We start from the raw sequence: 21,882 nt of genomic DNA on the forward strand, positions 1-21,882 counted from the left end.
ATCGTTCGCCCGACCCTGGGGCTCGTTTACGGCGCAAGGACTGCGCTGTGGCGTCGGGCGAACTCTTTACCTCACGCCAGTGCCGGCAAGCCCAATGCCTGCGCACATTCCATGATCGACCGCTGTTGGGTTTCCCCGTACAGCTTCAGCTCATCAATCGTCCGACGCCCCAAGGCCTTTTCAAACTCCACTTGATTGGAGTTGGCTGCGTAGTGACTCTGAGCCGCATCCCCCAGGTTCGACTGGAAAATCCCCGCCGCGCTCACCGGCAGAAAGTCCTCGTACACCAATGGCTCCACATCCACATGCCCGGTCTCGATCAAAGCGCCTAATGTGCGTGGCAGGTCTGCCCGACCCCGTGCCGCAAGCCCCTTATCGGTCACGAAGTAGCGAAAGAACGCCAATTCCTGCTCACGCATTTGCCGATGATCATCCGGGAAGGCCTGGAAGTGTTGTTCCATCAGTGCGGTGTAGCGTCTGGCATTGGCTTCGGTGGGGAACGCGCCCAGTTCATCCCGCGCGGCATTCAGCAGTTCGTCGTACAACGCCCGGCCCTTGGGGGTGAGTGCTACGCCGCGCTGTTCGATTTCGCCGAAACGCGCGCTGTGGCTGCCCTTGGCGTCGGTAAAGGCAATGGCTTCGTCCAGGGCCTTGAAGCTGGTCTGGCGCAGCAGGATCGGGCATTGGCGGCGGGGTGGGCCTTCGATCACGGCTTTGGGCGTGATGCCTTTGCCGGGCATGGCGGTTTGTACCTGGTCGATGTCCAGGGTGCGCGGCGTCAGGTGATTGATGTGTGGGCCCTTGAAGGCCACCACGTCGGCGATCAGCCGGTGCTGGTCGCTCAACTGCTGGTATTGCGCGGCGCTGACGGTAGCGGTGTGGTGCCAGCGGAAGGTTTCCAGGGCGTGCTGGATGAAGGCTTCGGCATCGGCGGCGTTGAGGCCGCCGTCTTTTTCCGATTGTTCGATCAGTGCCAGTGCGCCTGGGGTGAAAATCGAACGATTGGCCAGCGCGGCCTGGGCAAACGCCCGCAGCTCAAGGTTTTCGATCAGTTCCAGGCGCAGCAACGAGGTGAAGACCCGGAACGGGCTGGCCTGCAAGGCGCTTTCATGCACGGCGCGAAAGGCCGTGGAGTGCACCGGAACCCCGGCCGGGGTCAGGTCGTAGTAACCCACCGGTTGCATGCCCATGACCGCAAACAGGCGACGGATGGTGGCCAGCTCCTCGGCGGTGCCCAGGCGGATGGCGCCGTGGCGCTCCATGTCCAGGCGCTGGATTTCACCGGTGCGGTGCAGTTGTTGTGCCAGGGCAAGGTCGGTCTCCAGTACACGCGCATTGGTCTCGGCCACCAACTCCATCAAGGCACCATACAGCGGCACTTCCTCTCGGTACATGTCGGACATGGCTTTGGAGAAGCCTTTGCGGATCTCGTCGGGACTGACATGGCGGGCACTTGGCATAGAAAAATTCCTGGCAGCGGTTTAGAAGGGCGTGGCCGTTTCCTTGATTTTGTTGGGTGCACCGACGGCTTGCAAACGAAGATTCCTCGGGACTTCATTCTGCAAATGAATGAGTGGAACCTATTCGCCTTCATGTGCATCTCACCGTCGATGGGCTCTACACTGGCCTCCACCTCAATGTGCGACGGAAGAATCGATGACGGCCAAGCCTGCGACGAACATTCTGCAAACGATTGAAGGCCAGCGCCTGGCCGCCGAAGACGGTGAGCGTTGGCGCCAATGGGGGCCTTACCTCAGCGAGCGGCAATGGGGCACGGTACGCGAGGACTACAGTGCCGACGGTGATGCCTGGCGCTATTTCCCCCACGAACATGCCCGCAGCCGCGCTTACCGCTGGGGCGAGGATGGCCTGGCGGGCTTTTCCGACAAGGCCCAACGCTGGTGCCTGGGCCTGGCACTGTGGAACGAGCACGACCGGATCCTCAAGGAACGCCTGTTCGGCCTGAACAACGCCGAAGGCAACCACGGCGAAGACGTCAAGGAACTGTACTTTTTCCTCGATGGCGTCCCCAGTCACGCCTACATGCGCATGCTCTATAAATACCCTCACGCAGCGTTCCCCTACGATGACCTGATCACCGAGAACGCCCGGCGTGGACTGGAGGATGCCGAATACGAAATCCTCGACACCGGGGTCTTCGAAGACAACCGTTACTGCGACGTCAGCGTCGAATACGCCAAGCACCAACCCGACGACGTGTTCATGCGGGTGACCGTGCACAACCGCTCGGGCCAGCCGACCCGCTTGCAAGTATTGCCGCAGCTCTGGGCGCGCAATGACTGGAGCTGGACGGCCGATTCGCCCAAGCCGCAATTGCGCCTGGAGGATGATCACGTCGTAGCACGCCACCATGAGCTGGCGGACCGTCACCTCAGCGCCTGGGGCCAGGATGGCGTGGAGTGGCTGTTCTGCGAGAACGAAACCAACTTTCCCAAACTCGATGCCACTCCGGCGCCGGGGCCGTTCAAGGACGGGATCAATGACTATGTCGTAGAGGGCGTGCAAACGGCGATTCGCCGGGATACGGGGACCAAGGTCGCAGCGCGTTTCATCCTTGAGTTGGCGAGCCAGGAAAGCAAAATCCTGTACCTGCGCTTCGCCCCGGCAGACGCACCTCAGGTCAATGCCCGCAAATTGTTCGAACAGCGCCGCCAGGAGGCCGACGACTTCTACGCCACCCTGCAACAAGGCATCACTGACGAAGACGCGCGTAATGTGCAGCGCCAGGCGCTGGCCGGGTTGCTGTGGTCCAAGCAGCTGTATTACTTGGATGTGAACCAGTGGCTCGACGGCGATCCGGCCCAGCCCGCGCCACCGCCCGAGCGCCTGCATATCCGCAATACCCATTGGCGGCATCTGTCCAACTTCGACATCCTGTCCATGCCTGATACCTGGGAATACCCGTGGTACGCGTCCTGGGACCAGGGCTTCCAGGCGGTGGCCTTTGCCCTGATCGATCCGGGGTTCGCCAAGCAACAATTGCTGTTGTTGGTGAAGGACCGCTTCATGCACCCCAACGGTCAGTTGCCGGCCTACGAGTGGCGCTTCGATGACGCCAACCCGCCGGTCCATGCCTGGGCCAGTTGGCGGGTGTATCAACAGGACAAGGCGCTGACCGGCGTCGGCGACATGGATTTTCTGGAGCGGATCTTCCACAAGCTGCTGCTGAATTTTTCCTGGTGGGTCAACCGCAAGGACGCCGAGGGTCGCAACCTGTTCCAGGGCGGCTTCCTGGGGTTGGATAACATTGCCTTGTTCGACCGCTCGGCCGACTTGCCGCCCGGCTATCAACTGGACCAGGCCGACGGCACCGCCTGGGTCGCCGCCTATGCCCTGGACCTGATGCGTATGGCGCTGGAACTGGCCAAGCGCAACGTGGTGTACGTCGACATCGCGGTGAAGTTTTTCGAGCATTTCCTGTATATCGCCGGAGCTATCAACCGGGTCGATGACAGCGCCGAAGGCCTGTGGGATGAGCAGGACCAATTCTTCTACGACGTGCTGCACCGTCCTGATGGCCGGAGCGAACCGGTGCGCCTGCGTTCGATCGTCGGCCTGATGCCGTTGTTTGCGGTGCTGGTGCTGGAACAGCGTGAACACGAAGGATTGGAAGGCTTGCGTGACCGTCTGGTGGGCTTTATGAAACACCGACCGGACCTGGCGAAACTGGTCTCACGCTGGAACGAACCGGGGCAGGGCAACCGTCTGTTGCTGGCGTTGTTGCGCGGAGAGCGCACCAAGGACTTGCTCAAGCGCATGCTCGATGACGCGGAGTTCCTTTCGGCCTTTGGCGTGCGCTCGCTGTCCAAGGCTTATGCCGAGCACCCTCTGGCGCTGAAGATGAACGGCAATACCTTGTGTGCCCGCTATACCCCTGCAGAGTCCGACTCACGCTTGTACGGCGGCAATTCCAATTGGCGCGGGCCGTTGTGGATGCCGGTCAACTACATGCTGATCGAGTCGTTGCGGGAATTTCACCGGTACTACGATGAAAACTTCTCGGTGGAGTACCCCACCGGCAGCGGTTACCTGTCGTCACTGGAAGAGGTGGCCGACAGCCTCAGCCAACGCCTGACCCGGCTGTTCTTGCGCGATGAAAATGGCCTGCGACCGTCCATGGCCGGTTACCCGCAGTTGGAGGCCGACCCGGCCAGTCGCGACCTGGTGCTGTTCCATGAGTACTTTCATGGTGACACGGGGCGCGGCCTTGGGGCTTCGCACCAGACGGGGTGGAGTGCGTTGGTGGCGTTGTTATTGCAGCCCAGGGCCTGAAATAAAAATCCCGCCTGAAAAGGCGGGATTTGGTCTAGCCAAGGTTGCCCTTGATCAGGCCGGGAACAGTTCGCTCAGCTTCATCGCCAGCATCATGTCGCCTTCGGTGCGCAGTTTGCCGCCCATGAAGGCCTGCATGCCGTCGGTGGAGCCGTCGACGATACCTTTCATGGTTTCGCCGTCCATGACCAGGGTCACTTGGGCGTCAGGGTTTTCGCCTTCCAGCAGTTCGCAGGTCTTGTCTTTGACCACCAGCGAGAAGTTCTGGGTGTCGTCGATACGGAAACCGAACACCAGGTCCAGGCCGTCGGCAGCGGCTGGGTTGAATTTGGCTTTCATTGCTTCTACGGCTTTAGCTACGTCAGTCATGGTTTCGATCCTTTTATGGGTGAGTCCAGTGACCTTGGGGTCACGGTTGGCCGCAATTCATCGGAAAGTGATGAGCTGCGGCGCCTTCAACAGTTGCAAGTGGGTATGGCTGTTGAAGGAAGCCAGTGCCACCTCGCGACCACGGAACTTCAGCTGGTTGAGCGAGGTGTTAACAATCTGCCAGTTCAATTCGAAGGCCTGGGCTGCAGGCATCCGGGTAATCAGGTGGAGCAGGGCGGTGATGGTGCCGCCGGAGGTAAACACGGCGATCTTGTCGCGATTGTCGGCAGCCTCAAGGATGCGTTGCAAGCCACCCTGTACTCGTTCGACAAACCCCAGCCAGCTTTCCAGGCCCGGTGGATCATACGTACCGGCGAGCCAGCGCTCGACGATCAGGGCGAAGATGCGTTGGAATTCGCTGCGGTTTTGTGGGGCGTTACGCAGGATCTCCAGGGCTTCGGGTTCGCTGTTCAACAGGTCCGGGAGCAAGGCGCGGATGATCGCGTCGGCATCGAATTCGTTGAACGCGCTGTCGATTTCCAGGGCCGGCACCGGCAGGCCCAGGGCGCTGTACTGTTCTAATACGGCCGTGGCGGTGTGCTGCTGGCGACGCAGGTCGCCGGACACGCAACGGTCGAAGTTCAGGCCCAGTTCTGCCAGGTGGCTGCCGAGGACTTGCGCCTGCTGCACGCCGATGGGCGACAACACGTCATAGTCGTCTGCACCGAAGGAGGCCTGGCCATGTCGAATCAAATAGATGCTGCCCACGTCCGTTTTCCCGGTACGTTGAAAGTCTGGCGAGGTTATGAGGATGCCGGGGAGCTGTCAATGAAAAAACATACGCTTGTTTTAAAAGGTCGTTAGAGCTTTGCTGCTGGCGGTTTGATCACTGGCTCCCCGGCAATCCCGTCGGTATGCTTGGGCAATTCGCGCCTGGCGCACCGCATGTGAAGGAGTCTTATGGAGTTTCTGGCTGAGTACGCAAGTTTTTTGGCTAAAACAGTCACCCTGGTGGTCGCCATTCTGGTGGTCCTGGCAAGCTTTGCGGCGTTGCGCAGCAAAGGCCGTCGCAAGGCGGCAGGCCAGTTGCAGGTCAGCAAGCTCAATGATTTCTACAAGGGCCTGCGTGAGCGCCTGGAGCAGACCTTGCTGGACAAGGATCAACTCAAGGCCCTGCGCAAGTCTGAAAGCAAGACCGAGAAGAAGAGCAAGAAAAAGCCCGAGACCAAGCCACGGGTATTCGTGCTGGATTTCGACGGCGACATCAAGGCTTCAGCTACCGAAAGCCTGCGCCACGAAATCACCGCGCTGTTGAGCCTGGCCACCCCCAAGGATGAAGTGGTGCTACGCCTTGAAAGCGGCGGCGGGATGGTCCACAGCTATGGCCTGGCGTCTTCGCAACTGGTGCGTATCCGCCAGGCGGGCGTACCGCTGACGGTGTGCATCGACAAGGTTGCCGCGAGCGGCGGCTATATGATGGCGTGCATTGGCGAGAAGATTATCAGTGCGCCGTTCGCCATCCTCGGCTCCATTGGCGTGGTTGCCCAGTTGCCCAACGTCAACCGTCTGCTGAAAAAGCATGACATCGACTTTGAAGTGCTGACGGCCGGTGAATACAAACGCACCCTGACGGTGTTTGGCGAAAACACCGAGAAGGGCCGGGAGAAGTTCCAGGAAGACCTGGACATCACCCACCAGTTGTTCAAGAACTTCGTTGCACGTTACCGCCCACAGCTGGCCATTGATGAAGTCGCCACCGGTGAAGTCTGGCTGGGTGTCGCGGCCCTGGACAAACAATTGGTGGACGAACTGCAAACCAGTGACGAATACCTGGCCTCCAAGGCCAAGACCGCCGAGCTGTACCACCTGCACTATGCCGAGCGCAAAAGCCTGCAAGAGCGGGTTGGCCTGGCGGCCAGCGGTTCGGTGGACCGGGTGTTGTTGACCTGGTGGAGTCGCTTGACCCAGCAGCGGTTCTGGTAATAACCGGTCGACAGTGTATTCAGGGGTATTGCAACGTCAGGTTCAGGCGTTCTGCGCTGACGTCTCCGATGTCAGCCTCAATGTGGGCGAGAGCCCAATGGCGAGGTGATCGGGATTGGTAATGGAAGGGCGTTATGACATCCCTGCGCCGATGGCGTGGGGGCGGTACGCTTGAACAGCGAAGGCTTTGTCTTGACGCTGCCTCAGGCATCCCGGTTGCTGGGGTTGAAGGCGACCAACTGCGGGCACTTGCAGAATGAGACGCTCATCCTGCCCGATCAGATCAGCGGCACGCTGCAAGTCGCCGCTCAGAGCGGTTATACGCCGCGCCTGGGGTCTCGGTCGGGTGGGGTGGTGGCGGTGATTGCGTCGTATGTTGACCGGGTCATGCGACCTCAATGAATAACCGTTTAAGTGACCTTAGGGACAATGCTCATGCTTGATCAGCACTCTCGGTCGATTCGTCTTTGTCGTTACTTACACTTCCCTGACCGTTGATTGTACAGCGGGGAGCTCTGGTTGCAGCTGAATTCGCCAAAGCTCTCGGTGGCCTTTGAATGCTGTTCGCCCGTGTAGGACTGTATGATTATTTACCAAAACAATGTCCCCGGTCCGAAATTCAAGAGTGAGATGATTTGCGTCGTTCAACGCGATGGCTGTTATTTCTTTTTCCAGTGTAGTGATGTCGTCATATAAGGGTGACTCTAATATTCTTGAATAATTGAATTGCACGCTGCCGGGATGGCTCTCCTCATCCCACATCTGCCACCAACGCAGTAGCTCTTTTTCTGTTCCAGGTACCGTCATGATGAGAGGGTAGTTTCTTTCTGTTCCACCAAAATAGGAGAGCCTGGTTCTATAAGCCAGTGTGGTTTCACGAAATGCTTTTCTCTTTCTTCCATTTATGGTGAGAGGAACCATGGAAGAGTTAATAATGGTGCTCAGGCCGCCCTCGGAGCTTTCATTGCTTTTGCAGTAGAGCAAGAACTCTTTCGGTGTGTATTCGTGATATTTGTGCTTGGTTTGATCGATTTTCATATAAGGTGGAGGAGAAACCATGTCCCAATGAAAAGGTAATGCTTCTTCTGATGTTACGGAAGATGTATATCCTTGTGTCTCTAACTCTGGCTTTACAATGTGGGTGGCGCCAAAGCTCCATTCCAAAAACTGACCTCTTCCCGAATACCATGATTCTAGATCATTGACTGTTTCAAATGTCTTTAAGTTTCGAAAAATTAATATGCCGAACTCATTCAATAAATTGCTTATTGCGATGTTGCTGATTTCGGATATGTTAAGGTCTGTGCTCGTGCTTTCGATGAATAAAGCGAAGTCCTCTTTGCGTAATGAGAATTTTATTTTTTTTAAGTATTCTCTCGAGTTAGGGTTTGGTGTTGGAAGCTCCAATAAAAGCCATGCTCTGTCTTCAAAATAAATTGGAGATATAATGCTCTGATGATTCTCGCCTTGGCAGGTCGCAGAATTTCGTCTATCGATCAGGTATTTTCCGGTTGCTGCTGAGAACGTTACGCAGTTATGCCAGGGTGTCTTGAATAAGCTTTTATCAAAAAGTTGGAGTGTATGCTTTGCGCTCTCATCAGGATGATGGTGAATACTCAAGCGGATATGGTGTGGAAAGGTCTGATGGAGAAAATTATCTAGCGCGACGCCTTGCGTCATCATGCCTCGGGCGATTTCCGAGATTCGTTTGTTTCTTTTGGACTTTCCAAGTGAACCGATAAGGGCTTTCTGATCGTCACCCATAAATTTTTTTAGTGAAATGTATTTTTTACGTACACTGCTATCGGTAGCGATTACTTTGTCTAGTGTGCTTTCATATGTTTCATCCCCGTAGAGTTCCCATAGAATATCCATTTGCTCGTCATCGTTGTACGAGGCGAAGGCCTCATGGTCTGACAGTGATTTCAGTTCCAGCGCACCATCGCAGTTGAAAGCATTGATTATTTTTTTCAAGCCTTCTCGATAGCGATAATAACTTTTTGCTTCTACGGATATATATTTTGAAAATGTGTGGTAGTCTGAGAATATGGTGAATTTTACGCCGTGTTCATATACTTCTTCGATTTTTCTTATGGTAGACACGATTTTTTTCAGAGCGAGCCACTCAGCCATGTCAGGAGTGTCGGATAGGCATTTTTCTGCGCTGATGCTCTTACATGGAAAGGCAGGAAGAAGAAATTTTAACGGTTGGTTGCAGGTGATGCTGTCAATCACTTGTTGTTTGAGTAGCTTGTAGCCGTAGGTGGATTTGTCGCGGCTCAAAAAAAGCTCTTCGTACATGATGCCGACTAACTCGTTTGAAATTTTTTCTGTTTTGAACGTTTGCATTTAAGGATTGCCGCTCTTTACTGGGTGAATAGAGTGTGGTTTGTGCGGATGCGGTTGGCGGGGTTGCTTGTGGGCGGTTTTATGTGTGGTTTAGTTGATGCTAAAACCCATGTAAGTCATTGTTAAGCGGTGAGCTTAAGGTTGAGAATTTATATCAATTTGATATTGCGCAATCTGTAGGAAAAATCTCGATTACGCTTTTTGGGGGGCAAGTGGGCTTTTTGAAGGGGCAGGAGAGGGAACTCTTTGGCTTATAGGGGCTGGCATTGCACCGGTGCCCCGTTGAGCTATCAGGTTTTATAAAAGTCTAGGCTGCACCGAATCCGCCAGCCGGGTCAGGATCAAACAGCACGACACTGCCCCCGCATCCAGTACTCCTAACGAACGTTCCCCCAGTCGGCTGGCGCGGCCGATTTTCGCCACAAGGTCCTTGGTTGAGTCACGCCCTTGAGACGCCGCACTTTTCATCGCGTCCAGGGCGTCGCTGAACGATGCGCCGGACGCATGGGCCTGCTCAAACGCTTCCACCGCCGGAATCAGGGTGTCCATCAAACACTTGTCACCCACGCCCGCTTCGGTGATGTCTTGCAAGGACGTGAGGCCGCCCCGCAACAAGTGAGCAAAGGTGGTGGCATCAATCTCGTCGCTGCCGCGTACTTCATCTGCCATGCCAATAAACAGGCTGCCATACAGCGGCCCCATGGAGCCGCCGATGCCTTCCATCAGGCTCAAGGTCAGCTCGTCCAGGGCTTCGGCCAGGGTCAATTGGCGGCCTTCAATGGTACGGCCGCAATGGGCAAAACCCTTGGCCATGTTGATGCCGTGGTCACCATCACCGATGGCGCCGTCGACTTCACTCAAATAGTCGCGGTTGGCGACGATCACGCTCACCAGGTCAGTGATGATGGCGCTGCCGTCATGGGTGGAGAAATGCTGGTTCATGGTTCACTCCGCCTGGGTCATGCCGATGGAGCGGCAAGGGTGGTCGATCAGGGTTTTCAGCTCGGCATCCAGGCCCAGCAAGGTCAAGGTCACGCCCATCATCTCCAGCGACGTGAAGTAGTTGCCGACGTAGCAGCGATGGATCTTCAGGCCCTTGGCCTTGAGCTGTTGCTCGACCTCGGCGTAGAAAATATACAGCTCCATCACCGGCGTTGCGCCCAGGCCCGAAACCAGCACCACCACGCTGTCGTCCTGGCTGAAATCACGGTCGGCGAGAATCGGCGCCAGCATGCGTTCGGCCATGGCGGCGGCGGACTCGATGGGGATCACTTCAATGCCCGGCTCGCCGTGATGGCCGATGCCCAGTTCCATCTGGCCGTCCGGGATCTGGAAATTCGGCTTGCCCACCGCCGCAATGGTGCAGGGCGTAAGGCCGATGCCGATGGAGCGGCAGTGGTCGACGGCTTTCTGTGCGACACGAATCACCCCGTCCAGGTCGTAATGCTGCGCGGCGGCGGCACCGCCAACTTTCCACATGAAGATTTCCCCGGCCACGCCACGACGCTTGGCGATGTCGGCTTTAGGCGCCGAGGCTACGTCGTCGTTGGCGACCACGGTGCGGATCTGCATGTCTTTGCTGGCGGCCATTTTCATTGCCAGCTTCACGTTCATATTGTCGCCGGCATAGTTGCCGTACAGGCACGCCACACCGGCCCCGTGGTCGGCAGCGCGGAAGGCGTCGAAGAAGCTTTTGGCGGTGGGCGAAGAAAAAATCTCGCCGACGGCCACGGCATCTACCAGGCCAGGGCCCACGTAGCCGAGAAAGGCGGGTTCATGGCCGGAGCCGCCGCCGGTGACGATGCCTACCTGGCCCTGGCGGGAAGGTTTGGCCTTGCTGATGACCCGGGGATTGCTGCCGCTTTGGCACAGCTCTGGATGGGCGACCAGAATGCCGCGCAGCATATCCTCGACCACGTGGTCCGGATCATTGATCACTCGATTCATAACGCGGTTTCCTGTGTTCTTGTTTTAATGTGTGGGCCGGTTTTTTGTGGGAGTCGGGCTTGCCCGCGATGCAGGCGACTCGGTCTGTCATGAGCACCGAGTCGATGCTATCGCAGGCAAGCCAGCTCCCACACAAGCCTGGCTCCCACAGAGATACGTGTCGTTGCGAAAATCAGGGTTCGAGTACGACTTTAAGGGACTTGTCCCCGCGCTCCATCACCGCAAATGCTTCCTTGAAGTCCGCGAGCGCAAATGTGTGGGTCACCACGTCGCGCATGTCGATCTTGCGGTTACCGATAAAATCGATGGCCCGCGGGTACATGTACGGGCCCAGGTGTGAGCCCAGCACGTCCAGTTCCTTGCGGTCGCCGATGATCGACCAATCTACCGTGGCCTCGTCGTTGAAGACGCTGAATTCGACGAAACGCCCCAGTTTGCGCAGCATCGCCAGGCCCTGGTTGACCGCCTTGTGATGCCCGGTGGCTTCGATATAGATGTCGCAGCCATAACCGTCGGTGATCTCGCGGATCTTCGCCATCACATCGACTTCGGCCGGGTTCCACACCTCGTCCGCGCCCATGCGCAAGGCGAGGGCGGCGCGTTCGGGTTTCATGTCGAGGACGATGAGTTTTTTCGGGTTGCGCATGCGCACCGCGCCGATAATCCCCAGGCCCAGTGTGCCGGCCCCGGCGACCACCACGATGTCATCGAAATCGACGTTGGCCCGTTCGGCGGCGTGCAGCGAGCAGGCCAGCGGTTCGATCAGGATCGCTTCCTCCGGGGCGATGGAATCCGGCACTTTGTGGATGATGCCTTCCTTGGTGAAAATCATGTACTGGGCCATGGCGCCCTGGACGTTGTTCTGGAAGCCGTAGAGGTCGTGTTTCTGGCACATCCAGTACTGACCGTGATTGCAGAAGCGGCAACCCCAGCACGGCACGATCTGTTCGGAAATCACTCGGTCACCGACCTTCACTCCGCGCTTTTCAGCGCCCGGGCCGAGGGCGACCACGCGGCAGACAAACTCATGACCGGGGATCATCGGTGGCTTGACGTAGCGTGGCTGCTCGGCGTCGCCCCAGAACGACGGCGCGCCGCGATAGGTCTTGATATCGCCCATACAAATGCCGCACAGCTCGACCTTGGTGAGGATTTCATCGGGGCCGGGTGTCGGCACGTCGACGGTTTCCAGGCGGTAGTCTTCGGGGCCATGGCAGACCACGGCTTGCATGGTCTTGGGGATGACGGGAGACAGTTGTTCGGACGTGCGTTCGGTGGACATGACGATAAACCTCACGACAAAAGGTGAATTATTGAATGCTGTAGCCGCCGTCGATCATCACGTTTTCGCCGGTGATCATCTTGGCGGCATCGCTGAGCAGGTACAGCGCCAGCCCGGCGATTTCCTCCGGCAGGGCGAAGCGGCCCGCCGGGATCTGCAATTTGGCGCGTTCGCCCAGCTCGCCCGCCCAGGCCTTCTTGCCCAGGGCGGTTTCAACGATGGTGGGGGAGATGGCGTTGACGTTGATGTGCGGCGCCCATTCCATGGCCAGCACCTTGGTCATGCCGACGATGGCCGCCTTGCTCGCGCAGTAGGCGACGTGGCGATCGAGGCCGATCACCGCCGCCTGGGAAGCCAGGTTGATGATGCGTCCGCTGCCCTGGGCAAGCATGTGCCGGGCGCAGGCCTGGGCCACGAAGAAGCTGGCCTTGAGGTTGATGTCGAGGGTGGTGTCCCAGGCGTTTTCGCTGACGTCCACGGCCTTGTCCAGCATCACGACACCGGCGCTGTTGACCAGGTAATCCAGGCGTTTGAAGTGATCGAACACGTAATCGACGGTGCTTTGCACCTGATCGAGCTGGCGCAGGTCCACGGCAATGCCGATGTTCCCGGCGCCGAGGCTGGCGGCCACGTCGACGACGGCCGGGTCACGGTCGAGCAGGGCGACCCGCGCGCCGCGTTCCACCAGCAGGCTGGCACAGGCCAGGCCAATCCCGGCGGCCCCGCCGGTGATCACGGCGCAGCGGCCGGTGAGGTCGAAGGCCTGATTCCAGAATCCAGACATGAACATGACTCCTTCTTGCTGACAGTGCAGATCTAATGGTGGACTCGGTTAAGTGTGGGAGCTGGCTTGCCTGCGATGGCATCGATCGGATGCACCTGATGCACCGAGGTGCCTGCATCGCAGGCAAGCCAGCTCCCACATTGACCGCGTTGCTACTTACCGCCACTGACTTGCTGATACAGCGCATCGGCATTGGCGTTGGTCACCGGTACCCACGGCAGGATGTAGTTCTTGTCGGTACCGTCACCCCATTTCACGTCCTTGGCATAGCGCTCCCAGATCACCGACTTGGGTTTGTAATCCTTACCGGCCAGGGCGCGCAGCGCGACATCGAGCGCACCTTGGGATTGGGCCTGGGCGTCTTGCAGGAAGGTGATGACTTCATCTTTCTTCACGGCCTGGATCGCATCCGGCATGCCGTCGATGGACGTCACCGGCACATCCTTGAATGACAAACCGTGGGACTTCAGCGCCTGCACGGCACCCAGGGCCATGTCGTCGTTCTGCGCGATCACCCCGTTGATGCCTTTGGGGTGGGCGTTCAGCCAGTCTTCCGTCAAGGTCAGGGCTTGGGCGCGGTCCCAGTTGGCGGTCTTTTTCTCGATGATCTTGATGTCCGGGTGCTTGCTCAGTACTTCCATCTCGCCCTTTTCCCGGTCGATCTGCGCCGACTGGCCAATCGGGCCCTGGATGATTACCACGTTGCCCTTACCCTTGAGCTTATCGACCATGGCCTGGGCCTGCAGGCGACCGCCCTCCACATCGTCGTTGCCCACGTACGGCACGTTGGCGTCGGCGACCTTGGCATTGGAGGCGATCACGACCACGTCATTGGCCATGGCCGCCTTCACGGTGCCGACACCGGCCTTGGTGTCGATCGGCACAAAGAGGATGGCGTCGTAGTGCTGGGTCACCATGTTTTCAATCTGGTTGTTCTGGGTCAGCGCGTCGTAGTTGCCGTCGAACACGGTCAATTGCACGGTGCCGTCCTTGACCGCCGGGTGTTCCTTCAGCTCGCGGACCCAGTTCTGCATGAACTGGCCCTTGAGCCCGTACACGGCGGCGCCGATCTTGTAGGTCTTGCCATCGGCGGCCAGGGCGATGCTGCTGGCGAGCAGGGAGAGTGCCGCGACGGCGGCTAAAGTCGTACCCAATTTCATGATGAGAACTCCGGTTATTGTTATGGTCGTTCAGTTCGGTTCAGAGCACAGGGACTAGCGTTTTTTCTTGCGCCACACGTCAATCAGCACGGCGAGCACGATGATCAGGCCCTTGGCGACCTGCTGGTAATAGGAGGACACGCCGAGCAGGTTCAGGCCGTTGTTGATCACCCCGATCAGCAGGGCGCCGAACAGCGTGCCGACGATGCTGCCGGTGCCGCCCGAGAGGCTGGTGCCACCGATCACCACGGCGGCGATGGCGTCCAGCTCATACGACATGCCGGCCTGGGGCAGGGCGGAGGTGGTGCGTGCCGACAACACCACGCCGGCCAGCCCGGCGAGCAGCCCGGACACCACGTACACCGAAAACATCACCTTGCGTACGCCGATCCCCGAGGTGCGTGCGCTCTTCTCGTTGCCGCCCACCGCATACACGTAGCGGCCGTAGGTGGTGTAGCGCAGCACCATCCAGAAAATCAGCGCCACCACCGCGAAGATGATGATCGGCACGCCGATCGGGCCGATCTTGCCGATGCCCAGCGCCAGGTAGGCGTCGGGCAGGTCGGTGACGGGGCTGCCGTCGTTGAGGATGAAGGTCATGCCTCGGGCTACGCTCAGCATGCCGAGGGTGGCGACAAAGGGGGGGATCGACAGGTTGGCAACCATGAAGCCGTTGACCACCCCGAGCATGGCGCCGGCAAACATCCCGGCACTGACCGCCGCCAGCAGGCCGTAGCCTTGGGTGGCGACCATCGCGCTACACAGCCCGGCAAAGGCCAGGATCGAGCCCACTGACAGGTCGATGCCCTTGGTCAGGATCACATAGGTCATGCCCACCGCGAGAATGCCGTTGATGGAGGTCTGGCGCAGGATGTCCATCCAGTTGCGCCAGGTCATGAAGTATTCGCTGGAAAACGCCATCACCACGCACAGCAGGATAAACACCAGCGGCAGGCCGAAACGGTCGAGGGACAGGCGCAGGCGGCTGCGCGGGGCGGCCTTGACTGGAGCGGCGACGGGTGTGGACAGGGTTGTTTTGGCGTTCATGAGGCAAGACTCAACAAGGCTTCCTGGGAAAGGGCGGTGTCAGTGCTGATGGTCACCAGTCGGCCGCCCTTGAAGACAGCGATTCGATCGCTCAGGTGCAGCAGTTCCGGTGCTTCCGACGACACCACAATGGCCGCACCACCGGCGCGCACGAATTGGTCCAGCAGGTGATAGATCTCCTGCTTGGCACCTTCATCGATACCGCGCGTGGGTTCGTCGCAGAGCAGGCAGATCGGCTGGGTCGACAGGCATTTGGCGAGCACCACTTTCTGCTGGTTGCCGCCGCTCATGGACTCCACCGGCAGCTCCAGGGAGGTGGTCTTGATCTGCAGGCGCTTGACCATGTCCTGGGCCAGTTGGTTTTCCTTGCGGGCATTGATCAGTGACCAACTCGACAGCTGCTTGTAGGCCGACAGCGCGATGTTGGAGAGGATGCTGCCACTGAGCACCAGGCCGCTGTCTTTGCGGTCTTCGGTGACCAGGGACATGCCGGCGCGAATGGTCGCCTTGGGCAAGCCGACGGGCATCGGTTTGCCTTGCAGGGTGACGCTGCCGGAGTCGGGTGTGGTCAGGCCGTAAATGCAGTTGAGGAACTCGCTGCGCCCGGAGCCCATCAGGCCATAGATGCCCAGAATTTCGCCCTGGCGCAGTTGCAGGCTGATGTCCTGGAACTCGCCGGCACGGCTCAGGCGGTCCACGTCCAGGCAGCACTCGGTAGCACATTCGCGGCCGACCTTGTGATCGATCCGCGTCAGTTCCTGGCCAACGATGCCGCGCACCAGATGCGCACGATCGATATCGGCCATGCGTCCGGTTTCGACGAAGGCGCCGTCGCGAAAGATGCTGTAGTCATCGGCAATCTGCGCCAGCTCGCTGAGGCGATGAGACACATAAACGATGCCGGCGCCACGGGCCGTCAGGCGGCGGATGGCCTTGAACAGGGTTTCTGCCTCACGCTCGCCGATGGCGGAGGTGGGCTCATCCATGATCATTACCTGGCAGTCGTGGCTGAACGCCTTGGCGATCTCCACCAGTTGGATCTGCGCCACGCTGAGGCGATGCATGGGGCTGGTGGCGTCCACCTCGAACTCCAGGCTTTCCAGCAACTCCCGAGTGCGGCGGTTCAATTCCTTGCTGTCGACGATGCAACCGGCATGGCGCGGTTCGCGGCCCAGCCAGATGTTTTCGGCGACGCTCATGTAGGGAATTGGTTCCAGCTCCTGGGTGATCATCGCGATCCCCGCCGCCAGGGCCTCACTGGGCCGATGGAAATGCACGGGCGAACCGTTGAGCGCGATGGTGCCGGCATCACGCGCCGTGATGCCCATCAGGATGCTGAGAAAAGTTGATTTGCCTGCGCCATTGCCGCCGCACAGGGCGTGAACGCTGCCGGCCCGCAGAGAGAGGCGCCCGTCACGCAGGGCAGGGATCCCGGCGTAGGCCTTGGCGACGTGTTCAGCCTGGAGCAGTAATGGCGTGGCCATCGGCGTGTCCTCGTGCTGTGAATTCTTATTAGGTCGCACAGTCATGTTTCGCTGTGATCATATGTGTATCAAATGAAATTCTGATCAGTCAATCTCTTTCATGGAAAAGATGTAAAAGCCTCTGTTTGCGCAAATCATGCCCTTTTAGAGGGCTTTGACTGGCGAGTCAGTTAAATCTTGCTTGACAGGGGGAGGCGAATATCTGAGAAATAGCTGATAGAAATTTCATAGAGTGATCATTTGATCAATCTTAAGCAGGACCACGGCAGCGGAGCCAGACGCCATGAACACACCCTTCCCGGTGGCTATCGGATGCGATGAAGCGGGTTACGAGCTCAAAGAACTGTTGAAGCGCCATATCGAAGCCCTGGGCTACCCGGTGACCGACTTTGGCACCCATTCCACTGCGCCGGTGCTGTACCCGGACATCGCCCTGGCGGTGGCCACCGCGATCAATGCCGGGCAGCAGCGACTGGGGGTATTGGTGTGCGGCACGGGGATTGGCATGGCCATTTCCGCCAACAAGGTCCTGGGGATTCGCGCAGCCCAGGCCCATGACACCTATTCGGCGGAGCGGGCACGCAAGAGCAACGATGCGCAGATCCTGTCCATCGGCGCGCGGGTGATCGGCGCGGAACTGGCGAAAAGCGTCGTCAAGTCGTTCCTGGAATCGGAGTTCGAGGCGGCGCGTTCCGGGGCCAAGGTCGACCGTATCAATGCGATCGAGCGCGACGGGCATCAGTAGTGGACGTGACGGGTCTATAGTCGGGAGAATGCGCCTTTGACGCCGAAACGGAAGCCCGTGCCCATGAGTGACAGTACCCAGCGCATTGCCAGCGATATCGATCTGATGACCGAAGTGGCGATGCTCTATTACCTTGAGAACGTCACTCAGGAAGCCATCGCCAAGCGCTTCGACCTGTCTCGGGCAAAAGTCAGCCGCCTGCTCAAGCGCGCACGGGATGAAGGGATTGTCGAGGTGCGGGTGCTGCAGCATCCGGCGATGAATAACGAACTGGAGCAGGCGCTGGTGCAGCGCTTCCAGTTGGACCGTGCGCTGATTGCGGTCGACCACAGTGACCCGGACACCCAGCGTTCGGCCGTTGCCAGCCTGGTGGCCAACTACCTGAACAAGACCTTGAGCGACGGCATGATTGTCGCCGTGGGCATGGGCCGTAACGTCGGCGCGGTGGCCGACAATGTGTTTTTGCCGGTGACCCGCAACTGCACGTTTGTCTGTGCCATCGGCGGTTCGCTCAAGGCCGGCGAATACATGAACCCCGACCACATCTGCCGACGCCTGGCCTTGCGTTTTGGCGGCGAGAGTGAAAGCTTGTACGCCCCGGCCCTGGTGGCCAACCCGGAGCTGCGCGGGGTGCTGATCAGCAACGACACCGTGCGCTCCACCCTGGACCGCGCCCGCCGTGCCGACATGGCGCTGATCGGCATTGGCGACATGAGCGAAAACAGCAACATGGTGCGCATGGGTTGGTTCTCGCCCCAGGAGATTGCCCAGGCCCGGTTGTCCGGCACCGTGGGTGACATGATGGGGTACGACTTCATTGATATTCACGGCCAGCCTGCGATCAACGCGATTCAGGGGCGGGTGATCGGCTTGACCGTGCAGGAGTTGTTTCGGATTCCGGACGTGGTGGCGATTGCCAGTGAAAACACCAAGGCGGCGGCGACGTTGGGGGCGTTGCGGTCGGGTGTGATCAATACATTGGCGACTACCGTGACCAATGCCCACACCATCCTGGCACTGGATGATGCGACCCGAAAAAACTGACACCCCATTGATCGAAATGTGGGAGCTGGCTTGCCTGCGATAGCGGTGGGTCAGCTTGCCTATTTATTGGCGGGTATGCCGCTATCGCAGGCAAGCCAGCTCCCACACGGGTATTTGGGTGCTTGCAGGTACAGATCTTGTAATAGTTTTGCGTTGTAGGGAATTTGCCTTTCGCCTGTACGATTCAAGTCCTTTTTCCGCTACAGGATTTGCATGAACACCCTCTCGGAGCCTCCCAGTCGTCTTTCCCCAAGACACTCGCCGTCCCCGTTCCCGCTGAGCGCCCGCATCCGGGCCAAGCATCCGGTCTTTCGATTATCAATGTTCTCCCGGTCTTCTGACCGCATCTTGCCGTGTCCGGCATTCTGAAAATTTTTAACGAGACGACATTGATATGGAATGGTTAGCGGATCCAACGGCCTGGCTCGGCCTGTTGACGTTGATTGTGTTGGAACTGGTGCTGGGCATCGACAATCTGGTGTTTATCGCGATCCTGGCGGACAAGCTGCCGCCGGAGCAGCGTGACCGTGCGCGGCTGATTGGCTTGTCCTTGGCCTTGCTGATGCGCCTGGGCCTGTTGGCGAGTATTTCCTGGCTGGTGACCCTGACCCAGCCGTTGTTCGAGGTGTTCGACAAGAGCTTCTCCGGTCGCGACCTGATCATGCTGTTTGGTGGTGTGTTCCTGCTGTTCAAGGCCACCATGGAATTGCATGAGCGCCTCGAAGGCCACATCAGCGTGCGCACCGGTAATGCCGCTTACGCCATGTTCTGGCCGATCGTGGCGCAGATTGTGGTGTTGGACGCGGTGTTCTCCCTGGACGCGGTGATTACCGCCGTGGGCATGGTGGACGAGTTGGCGGTGATGATGATCGCCGTGATCATCTCCATCGGCCTGATGATCATCGCCAGCAAGCCGCTGACCCGCTTCGTCAATGCGCACCCGACGGTGATCATGCTGTGCCTGGGCTTCCTGATGATGATCGGCTTTGCCCTGACCGCCGAAGGCTTGGGCTTCCACATTCCGAAAGGCTACCTGTACGCGGCCATTGGTTTCTCGATCCTGATCGAGGTGTTCAACCAGATCGCCCGGGCGCGCCGCAAGCAATCTGCCCAGGGCGCGTTGCCGATGCGTGAGCGTACGGCGCATGCGGTGATGCGCCTGCTGGGTGGCCGGACTCTGGCGGTGGAAGAGGTGGGTGAAGAGGTGGCTGACCTGCTGGGTGAAACGGATGCCAGCCAAGGTCCGCTATTCGACCGTCGCGAGCGTGTGATGATCAGCGGCGTGCTGCAATTGGCCGAGCGGCCGATCCGCAGCCTGATGACGCCGCGCGCCAACGTCGACACCATCGACCTGGCGGACGATGCCGACACGATTCGCCTGAAGCTGATGCACTCTTCCTATTCGCGCCTGCCGCTGATCCGCAATGGCGCGATCGATGAGCCGCTGGGCTTTGTGCACAAGAAAGAACTGCTCAAGGAATACTTGGCCGGTCATGAGCCCGACCTTGAGCTCCTGGCCCGTCGGGCGGTGAATCTGCTGGAGAGCTTTTCGATCCTCAATGCCCTGGAGCAGATGCGTCAGGCGTCAACTCACATTGCGTTCGTGATCAACGAATTTGGTGATTTCATGGGCGTATTGAGCATGACCGACATCCTCGAATCCATCGCTGGCGAATTGCCGGACGCCAGTGAAATCGAAGGGCCGGATGTGGTGGAGGAAGAGGGTGGGTTCAGGGTCAGTGGTGCCTTGAATCTCAGCCTGATCCGTCAGCGTACCGGCTTCAAGTCGGTGGAGACGCAGGACTATCAGACGCTGGCCGGGTTGGTCATGAGCCTGCTGGACCGCCTGCCGGTGGTGGGCGATAGCCTGGAGCATGAAGGTTGGCGCCTGACGGTGGCGGCGGTGGAAGAGCGGCGGGTGACCCAGGTTCGCCTGGTTCCTTTGGATGCGCAGTTTCGATAGGATCTCAAACCTGCCCACTCCTTCAAAAGGCCATGTGCAATGATCCTGGATGTTCTGAAAATCGCAGCGTTTTCCGATGGTGAGCAAGGCGGCAATCCCGCTGGTGTATGGATTGGCGACACGCTGCCAGATGTCGAGGATATGCAGCGCACCGCGCATGAGGTGGGTTATTCGGAAACGGTGTTCGCGTGTCCGCAAGAGGATGGTTGGCGGGTGCGTTACTTTTCGCCGGAAACCGAGGTGCCGTTTTGCGGGCATGCCACCATCGCCCTCGGTGCCGCCTTAAGCCTGGCGTTGGGAGATGGTGAGTTTCACCTGAGCTTGAACAATGGCGATATCACCGTCAGCGGCCGCAGCGAAGGCCAACTGATCGAGGCGGCGTTGCAATCGCCGCCGACCCGCAGCGGCCCGGCCAGTGATGCGCTGGTGACGGCGGGCCTGGCATTGTTCGGCTACAGCCGCAATGATCTGGACCCAGGCCTGCCGCCCGCGCTGATCAATGGCGGGGCGACTCATCTGGTATTGGCCCTCGACAGCCGTGCCAAGCTCAGTCAGATGCACTACGAGCTGGGCGCCGGCCGGCGCTTCATGACCGATGCCGGGCTGGTGACCGTGCTGTTGGTATTCGCTGAGGGGCCGACGTTGTTCCATACCCGCAACCCGTTTGCTTCGGGTGGGGTGTATGAGGACCCGGCAACCGGTGCGGCGACGGCGGCCTTTGCCGGTTACCTGCGGGACCTGGGTTGGCCGCACGAGGGCTGCATCAATATTGTCCAGGGTGAGGACATGGGCAGCCGCTCGCGGTTGCAGGCGCAGATTACCGATGAGAAGGGGGCGTCGATTCGGGTGTCGGGGACGGCTCGGTTGATGTTGGAGGACTGATCTCCATACCCGTGGCGTAGCGGCTGAATGTGTCCTTCACGGTTTGCTCCTGGTCTTCCTGGGGGCCAAACCCCTTGAGCTTCTCGACCATCTGGCCGTTTTGAAATATCAACAGCGTAGGGGTGCCGGTTACATCCGGGTGTCGTGGGGTCTGGGCGGTGTCCAGTACCAGGCTTTTCACGGTATTGGCATATTTTCCGGCAATGCGTTCAAAGAGCGGCCCGGCTTCCCCGCACGCCGGGCAGTGCTCGGAGATAAACAGCATGAAAACCGGCAAGGGTGTGCTCAGTTCCCGTTGGTAGTCCTCTGCATTGGCGATGACTGCCGTCGCAATCCCCATGATGATCTCCTTGAGCGAATAGGCCGGATGGCACCTTTGCTCACGCTAATCCACGAGACTGAACCGGTCTACTGTCAGAATTCACAGGTCCCCTGTGCGCGGTAACGTCACATTTGCGCACTTAAATGTGGCCCGTCCCCGATGTGTGTGGCCAACGGTAGCAATGTGATTCCAGCTGCAGGCTGACTTCCACTTCCGTCACCAATCTTT

The 21,882-nt window shown here is 59.0% G+C and carries 18 protein-coding genes and 1 pseudogene; 7 read left to right on the forward strand and 12 right to left on the reverse strand.

Annotation, left to right across the window (positions count from 1 at the left end; all coding sequences use genetic code 11):
- Positions 1-71: 71 nt before the first annotated feature.
- The gene (gene hglS / locus GNF76_RS04470; protein ID WP_155581974.1) at positions 72-1,460 is read right to left on the reverse strand and encodes a 2-oxoadipate dioxygenase/decarboxylase HglS; all 1,389 of its coding nucleotides are present in this window, start codon (positions 1,458-1,460) and stop codon (positions 72-74) included.
- Positions 1,461-1,656: 196 nt separating this feature from the next.
- On the opposite strand from hglS, the gene GNF76_RS04475 reads away from it, so the two are divergent.
- Positions 1,657-4,293, forward strand: coding sequence for an MGH1-like glycoside hydrolase domain-containing protein (locus GNF76_RS04475; protein WP_155581975.1), 2,637 nt, complete (start codon positions 1,657-1,659; stop codon positions 4,291-4,293).
- A 54-nt stretch (positions 4,294-4,347) separates the two neighbouring features.
- Here GNF76_RS04475 and GNF76_RS04480 read toward each other — a convergent pair whose 3' ends face one another.
- Both GNF76_RS04480 and GNF76_RS04485 read right to left on the reverse strand, forming a co-directional pair.
- Positions 4,348-4,662, reverse strand: a complete 315-nt coding sequence (locus tag GNF76_RS04480) for an SCP2 sterol-binding domain-containing protein (protein WP_155581976.1) — start codon at positions 4,660-4,662, stop codon at positions 4,348-4,350.
- 57 nt (positions 4,663-4,719) lie between these two features.
- Entirely contained in the window at positions 4,720-5,430 is a 711-nt protein-coding gene (locus GNF76_RS04485; RefSeq protein WP_178123177.1) for a histidine phosphatase family protein, read from the reverse strand.
- Positions 5,431-5,622: 192 nt separating this feature from the next.
- Here GNF76_RS04485 and sohB point away from each other — a divergent pair, with 192 nt between their 5' ends.
- On the forward strand, positions 5,623-6,645 hold the full coding sequence (gene sohB, locus GNF76_RS04490) for a protease SohB (protein ID WP_155581977.1): 1,023 nt from the start codon (positions 5,623-5,625) through the stop codon (positions 6,643-6,645).
- Between the two features lie 7 nt (positions 6,646-6,652).
- Positions 6,653-7,014 (forward strand): annotated as a pseudogene (locus GNF76_RS04495) (type 2 periplasmic-binding domain-containing protein); the annotation flags it as partial.
- Between the two features lie 108 nt (positions 7,015-7,122).
- Here GNF76_RS04495 and GNF76_RS04500 read toward each other — a convergent pair.
- The 8 genes from GNF76_RS04500 to GNF76_RS04535 all read right to left on the reverse strand — a co-directional run bounded on the left by GNF76_RS04500 (position 7,123) and on the right by GNF76_RS04535 (position 16,698).
- Positions 7,123-8,994 (reverse strand): L-tyrosine/L-tryptophan isonitrile synthase family protein, encoded by a 1,872-nt coding sequence (locus GNF76_RS04500; RefSeq protein ID WP_155581978.1) that lies wholly within the window; start codon positions 8,992-8,994, stop codon positions 7,123-7,125.
- A 297-nt stretch (positions 8,995-9,291) separates the two neighbouring features.
- Positions 9,292-9,936, reverse strand: coding sequence for a dihydroxyacetone kinase subunit DhaL (gene dhaL, locus GNF76_RS04505; RefSeq protein WP_155581979.1), 645 nt, complete (start codon positions 9,934-9,936; stop codon positions 9,292-9,294).
- Between the two features lie 3 nt (positions 9,937-9,939).
- Complete coding sequence (locus tag GNF76_RS04510; protein WP_155581980.1) at positions 9,940-10,941, reverse strand: dihydroxyacetone kinase subunit DhaK; 1,002 nt, start codon at positions 10,939-10,941, stop codon at positions 9,940-9,942.
- 172 nt (positions 10,942-11,113) lie between these two features.
- Positions 11,114-12,223 carry an MDR/zinc-dependent alcohol dehydrogenase-like family protein gene (locus GNF76_RS04515; RefSeq protein ID WP_155581981.1) on the reverse strand — a complete coding sequence of 370 codons (1,110 nt, stop codon included), beginning with the start codon at positions 12,221-12,223 and terminating at the stop codon, positions 11,114-11,116.
- A gap of 28 nt (positions 12,224-12,251) precedes the next feature.
- The gene (locus GNF76_RS04520; RefSeq protein WP_155581982.1) at positions 12,252-13,007 is read right to left on the reverse strand and encodes an SDR family oxidoreductase; all 756 of its coding nucleotides are present in this window, start codon (positions 13,005-13,007) and stop codon (positions 12,252-12,254) included.
- Positions 13,008-13,159: 152 nt separating this feature from the next.
- The gene (locus tag GNF76_RS04525) at positions 13,160-14,167 is read right to left on the reverse strand and encodes a substrate-binding domain-containing protein (RefSeq protein WP_155581983.1); all 1,008 of its coding nucleotides are present in this window, start codon (positions 14,165-14,167) and stop codon (positions 13,160-13,162) included.
- A gap of 54 nt (positions 14,168-14,221) precedes the next feature.
- Complete coding sequence (locus GNF76_RS04530) at positions 14,222-15,214, reverse strand: ABC transporter permease (protein WP_155581984.1); 993 nt, start codon at positions 15,212-15,214, stop codon at positions 14,222-14,224.
- Positions 15,211-16,698, reverse strand: coding sequence for a sugar ABC transporter ATP-binding protein (locus GNF76_RS04535; protein ID WP_155581985.1), 1,488 nt, complete (start codon positions 16,696-16,698; stop codon positions 15,211-15,213). Before GNF76_RS04535 ends, GNF76_RS04530 begins: the two co-directional genes overlap by 4 nt.
- Positions 16,699-16,981: 283 nt before the next feature.
- Here GNF76_RS04535 and rpiB point away from each other — a divergent pair, with 283 nt between their 5' ends.
- From rpiB to GNF76_RS04555, 4 genes are all read left to right on the forward strand, one after another.
- Positions 16,982-17,443 (forward strand): ribose 5-phosphate isomerase B, encoded by a 462-nt coding sequence (gene rpiB, locus GNF76_RS04540; protein ID WP_155581986.1) that lies wholly within the window; start codon positions 16,982-16,984, stop codon positions 17,441-17,443.
- Positions 17,444-17,506: 63 nt separating this feature from the next.
- Positions 17,507-18,487, forward strand: coding sequence for a sugar-binding transcriptional regulator (locus GNF76_RS04545; RefSeq protein WP_155581987.1), 981 nt, complete (start codon positions 17,507-17,509; stop codon positions 18,485-18,487).
- 394 nt (positions 18,488-18,881) lie between these two features.
- Positions 18,882-20,450, forward strand: coding sequence for a TerC family protein (locus GNF76_RS04550; protein ID WP_155581988.1), 1,569 nt, complete (start codon positions 18,882-18,884; stop codon positions 20,448-20,450).
- Positions 20,451-20,489: 39 nt separating this feature from the next.
- Entirely contained in the window at positions 20,490-21,332 is an 843-nt protein-coding gene (locus GNF76_RS04555; protein ID WP_155581989.1) for a PhzF family phenazine biosynthesis protein, read from the forward strand.
- Here the strand turns inward: GNF76_RS04555 and GNF76_RS04560 are convergent.
- Positions 21,268-21,672, reverse strand: a complete 405-nt coding sequence (locus tag GNF76_RS04560) for a thioredoxin family protein (RefSeq protein WP_155581990.1) — start codon at positions 21,670-21,672, stop codon at positions 21,268-21,270. The genes GNF76_RS04555 and GNF76_RS04560 overlap by 65 nt on opposite strands.
- Between the last annotated feature and the right edge of the window lie 210 nt (positions 21,673-21,882).

Origin of the sequence: Pseudomonas spelaei (assembly GCF_009724245.1) — a bacterium.
Classification (GTDB): Bacteria; Pseudomonadota; Gammaproteobacteria; order Pseudomonadales; family Pseudomonadaceae; genus Aquipseudomonas; species Aquipseudomonas spelaei.

What these genes read in the sequence shown, in the direction of transcription:
- hglS (WP_155581974.1), bottom strand. Translation starts at nt 1,460, where the DNA reads ATGCCAAGTGCCCGCCATGTCAGTCCCGACGAGATCCGCAAAGGCTTC.
- GNF76_RS04475 (WP_155581975.1), top strand. Translation starts at nt 1,657, where the DNA reads ATGACGGCCAAGCCTGCGACGAACATTCTGCAAACGATTGAAGGCCAG.
- GNF76_RS04480 (WP_155581976.1), bottom strand. Translation starts at nt 4,662, where the DNA reads ATGACTGACGTAGCTAAAGCCGTAGAAGCAATGAAAGCCAAATTCAAC.
- sohB (WP_155581977.1), top strand. Translation starts at nt 5,623, where the DNA reads ATGGAGTTTCTGGCTGAGTACGCAAGTTTTTTGGCTAAAACAGTCACC.
- GNF76_RS04500 (WP_155581978.1), bottom strand. Translation starts at nt 8,994, where the DNA reads ATGCAAACGTTCAAAACAGAAAAAATTTCAAACGAGTTAGTCGGCATC.
- dhaL (WP_155581979.1), bottom strand. Translation starts at nt 9,936, where the DNA reads ATGAACCAGCATTTCTCCACCCATGACGGCAGCGCCATCATCACTGAC.
- GNF76_RS04510 (WP_155581980.1), bottom strand. Translation starts at nt 10,941, where the DNA reads ATGAATCGAGTGATCAATGATCCGGACCACGTGGTCGAGGATATGCTG.
- GNF76_RS04515 (WP_155581981.1), bottom strand. Translation starts at nt 12,223, where the DNA reads ATGTCCACCGAACGCACGTCCGAACAACTGTCTCCCGTCATCCCCAAG.
- GNF76_RS04520 (WP_155581982.1), bottom strand. Translation starts at nt 13,007, where the DNA reads ATGTCTGGATTCTGGAATCAGGCCTTCGACCTCACCGGCCGCTGCGCC.
- GNF76_RS04525 (WP_155581983.1), bottom strand. Translation starts at nt 14,167, where the DNA reads ATGAAATTGGGTACGACTTTAGCCGCCGTCGCGGCACTCTCCCTGCTC.
- GNF76_RS04530 (WP_155581984.1), bottom strand. Translation starts at nt 15,214, where the DNA reads ATGAACGCCAAAACAACCCTGTCCACACCCGTCGCCGCTCCAGTCAAG.
- GNF76_RS04535 (WP_155581985.1), bottom strand. Translation starts at nt 16,698, where the DNA reads ATGGCCACGCCATTACTGCTCCAGGCTGAACACGTCGCCAAGGCCTAC.
- rpiB (WP_155581986.1), top strand. Translation starts at nt 16,982, where the DNA reads ATGAACACACCCTTCCCGGTGGCTATCGGATGCGATGAAGCGGGTTAC.
- GNF76_RS04545 (WP_155581987.1), top strand. Translation starts at nt 17,507, where the DNA reads ATGAGTGACAGTACCCAGCGCATTGCCAGCGATATCGATCTGATGACC.
- GNF76_RS04550 (WP_155581988.1), top strand. Translation starts at nt 18,882, where the DNA reads ATGGAATGGTTAGCGGATCCAACGGCCTGGCTCGGCCTGTTGACGTTG.
- GNF76_RS04555 (WP_155581989.1), top strand. Translation starts at nt 20,490, where the DNA reads ATGATCCTGGATGTTCTGAAAATCGCAGCGTTTTCCGATGGTGAGCAA.
- GNF76_RS04560 (WP_155581990.1), bottom strand. Translation starts at nt 21,672, where the DNA reads ATGGGGATTGCGACGGCAGTCATCGCCAATGCAGAGGACTACCAACGG.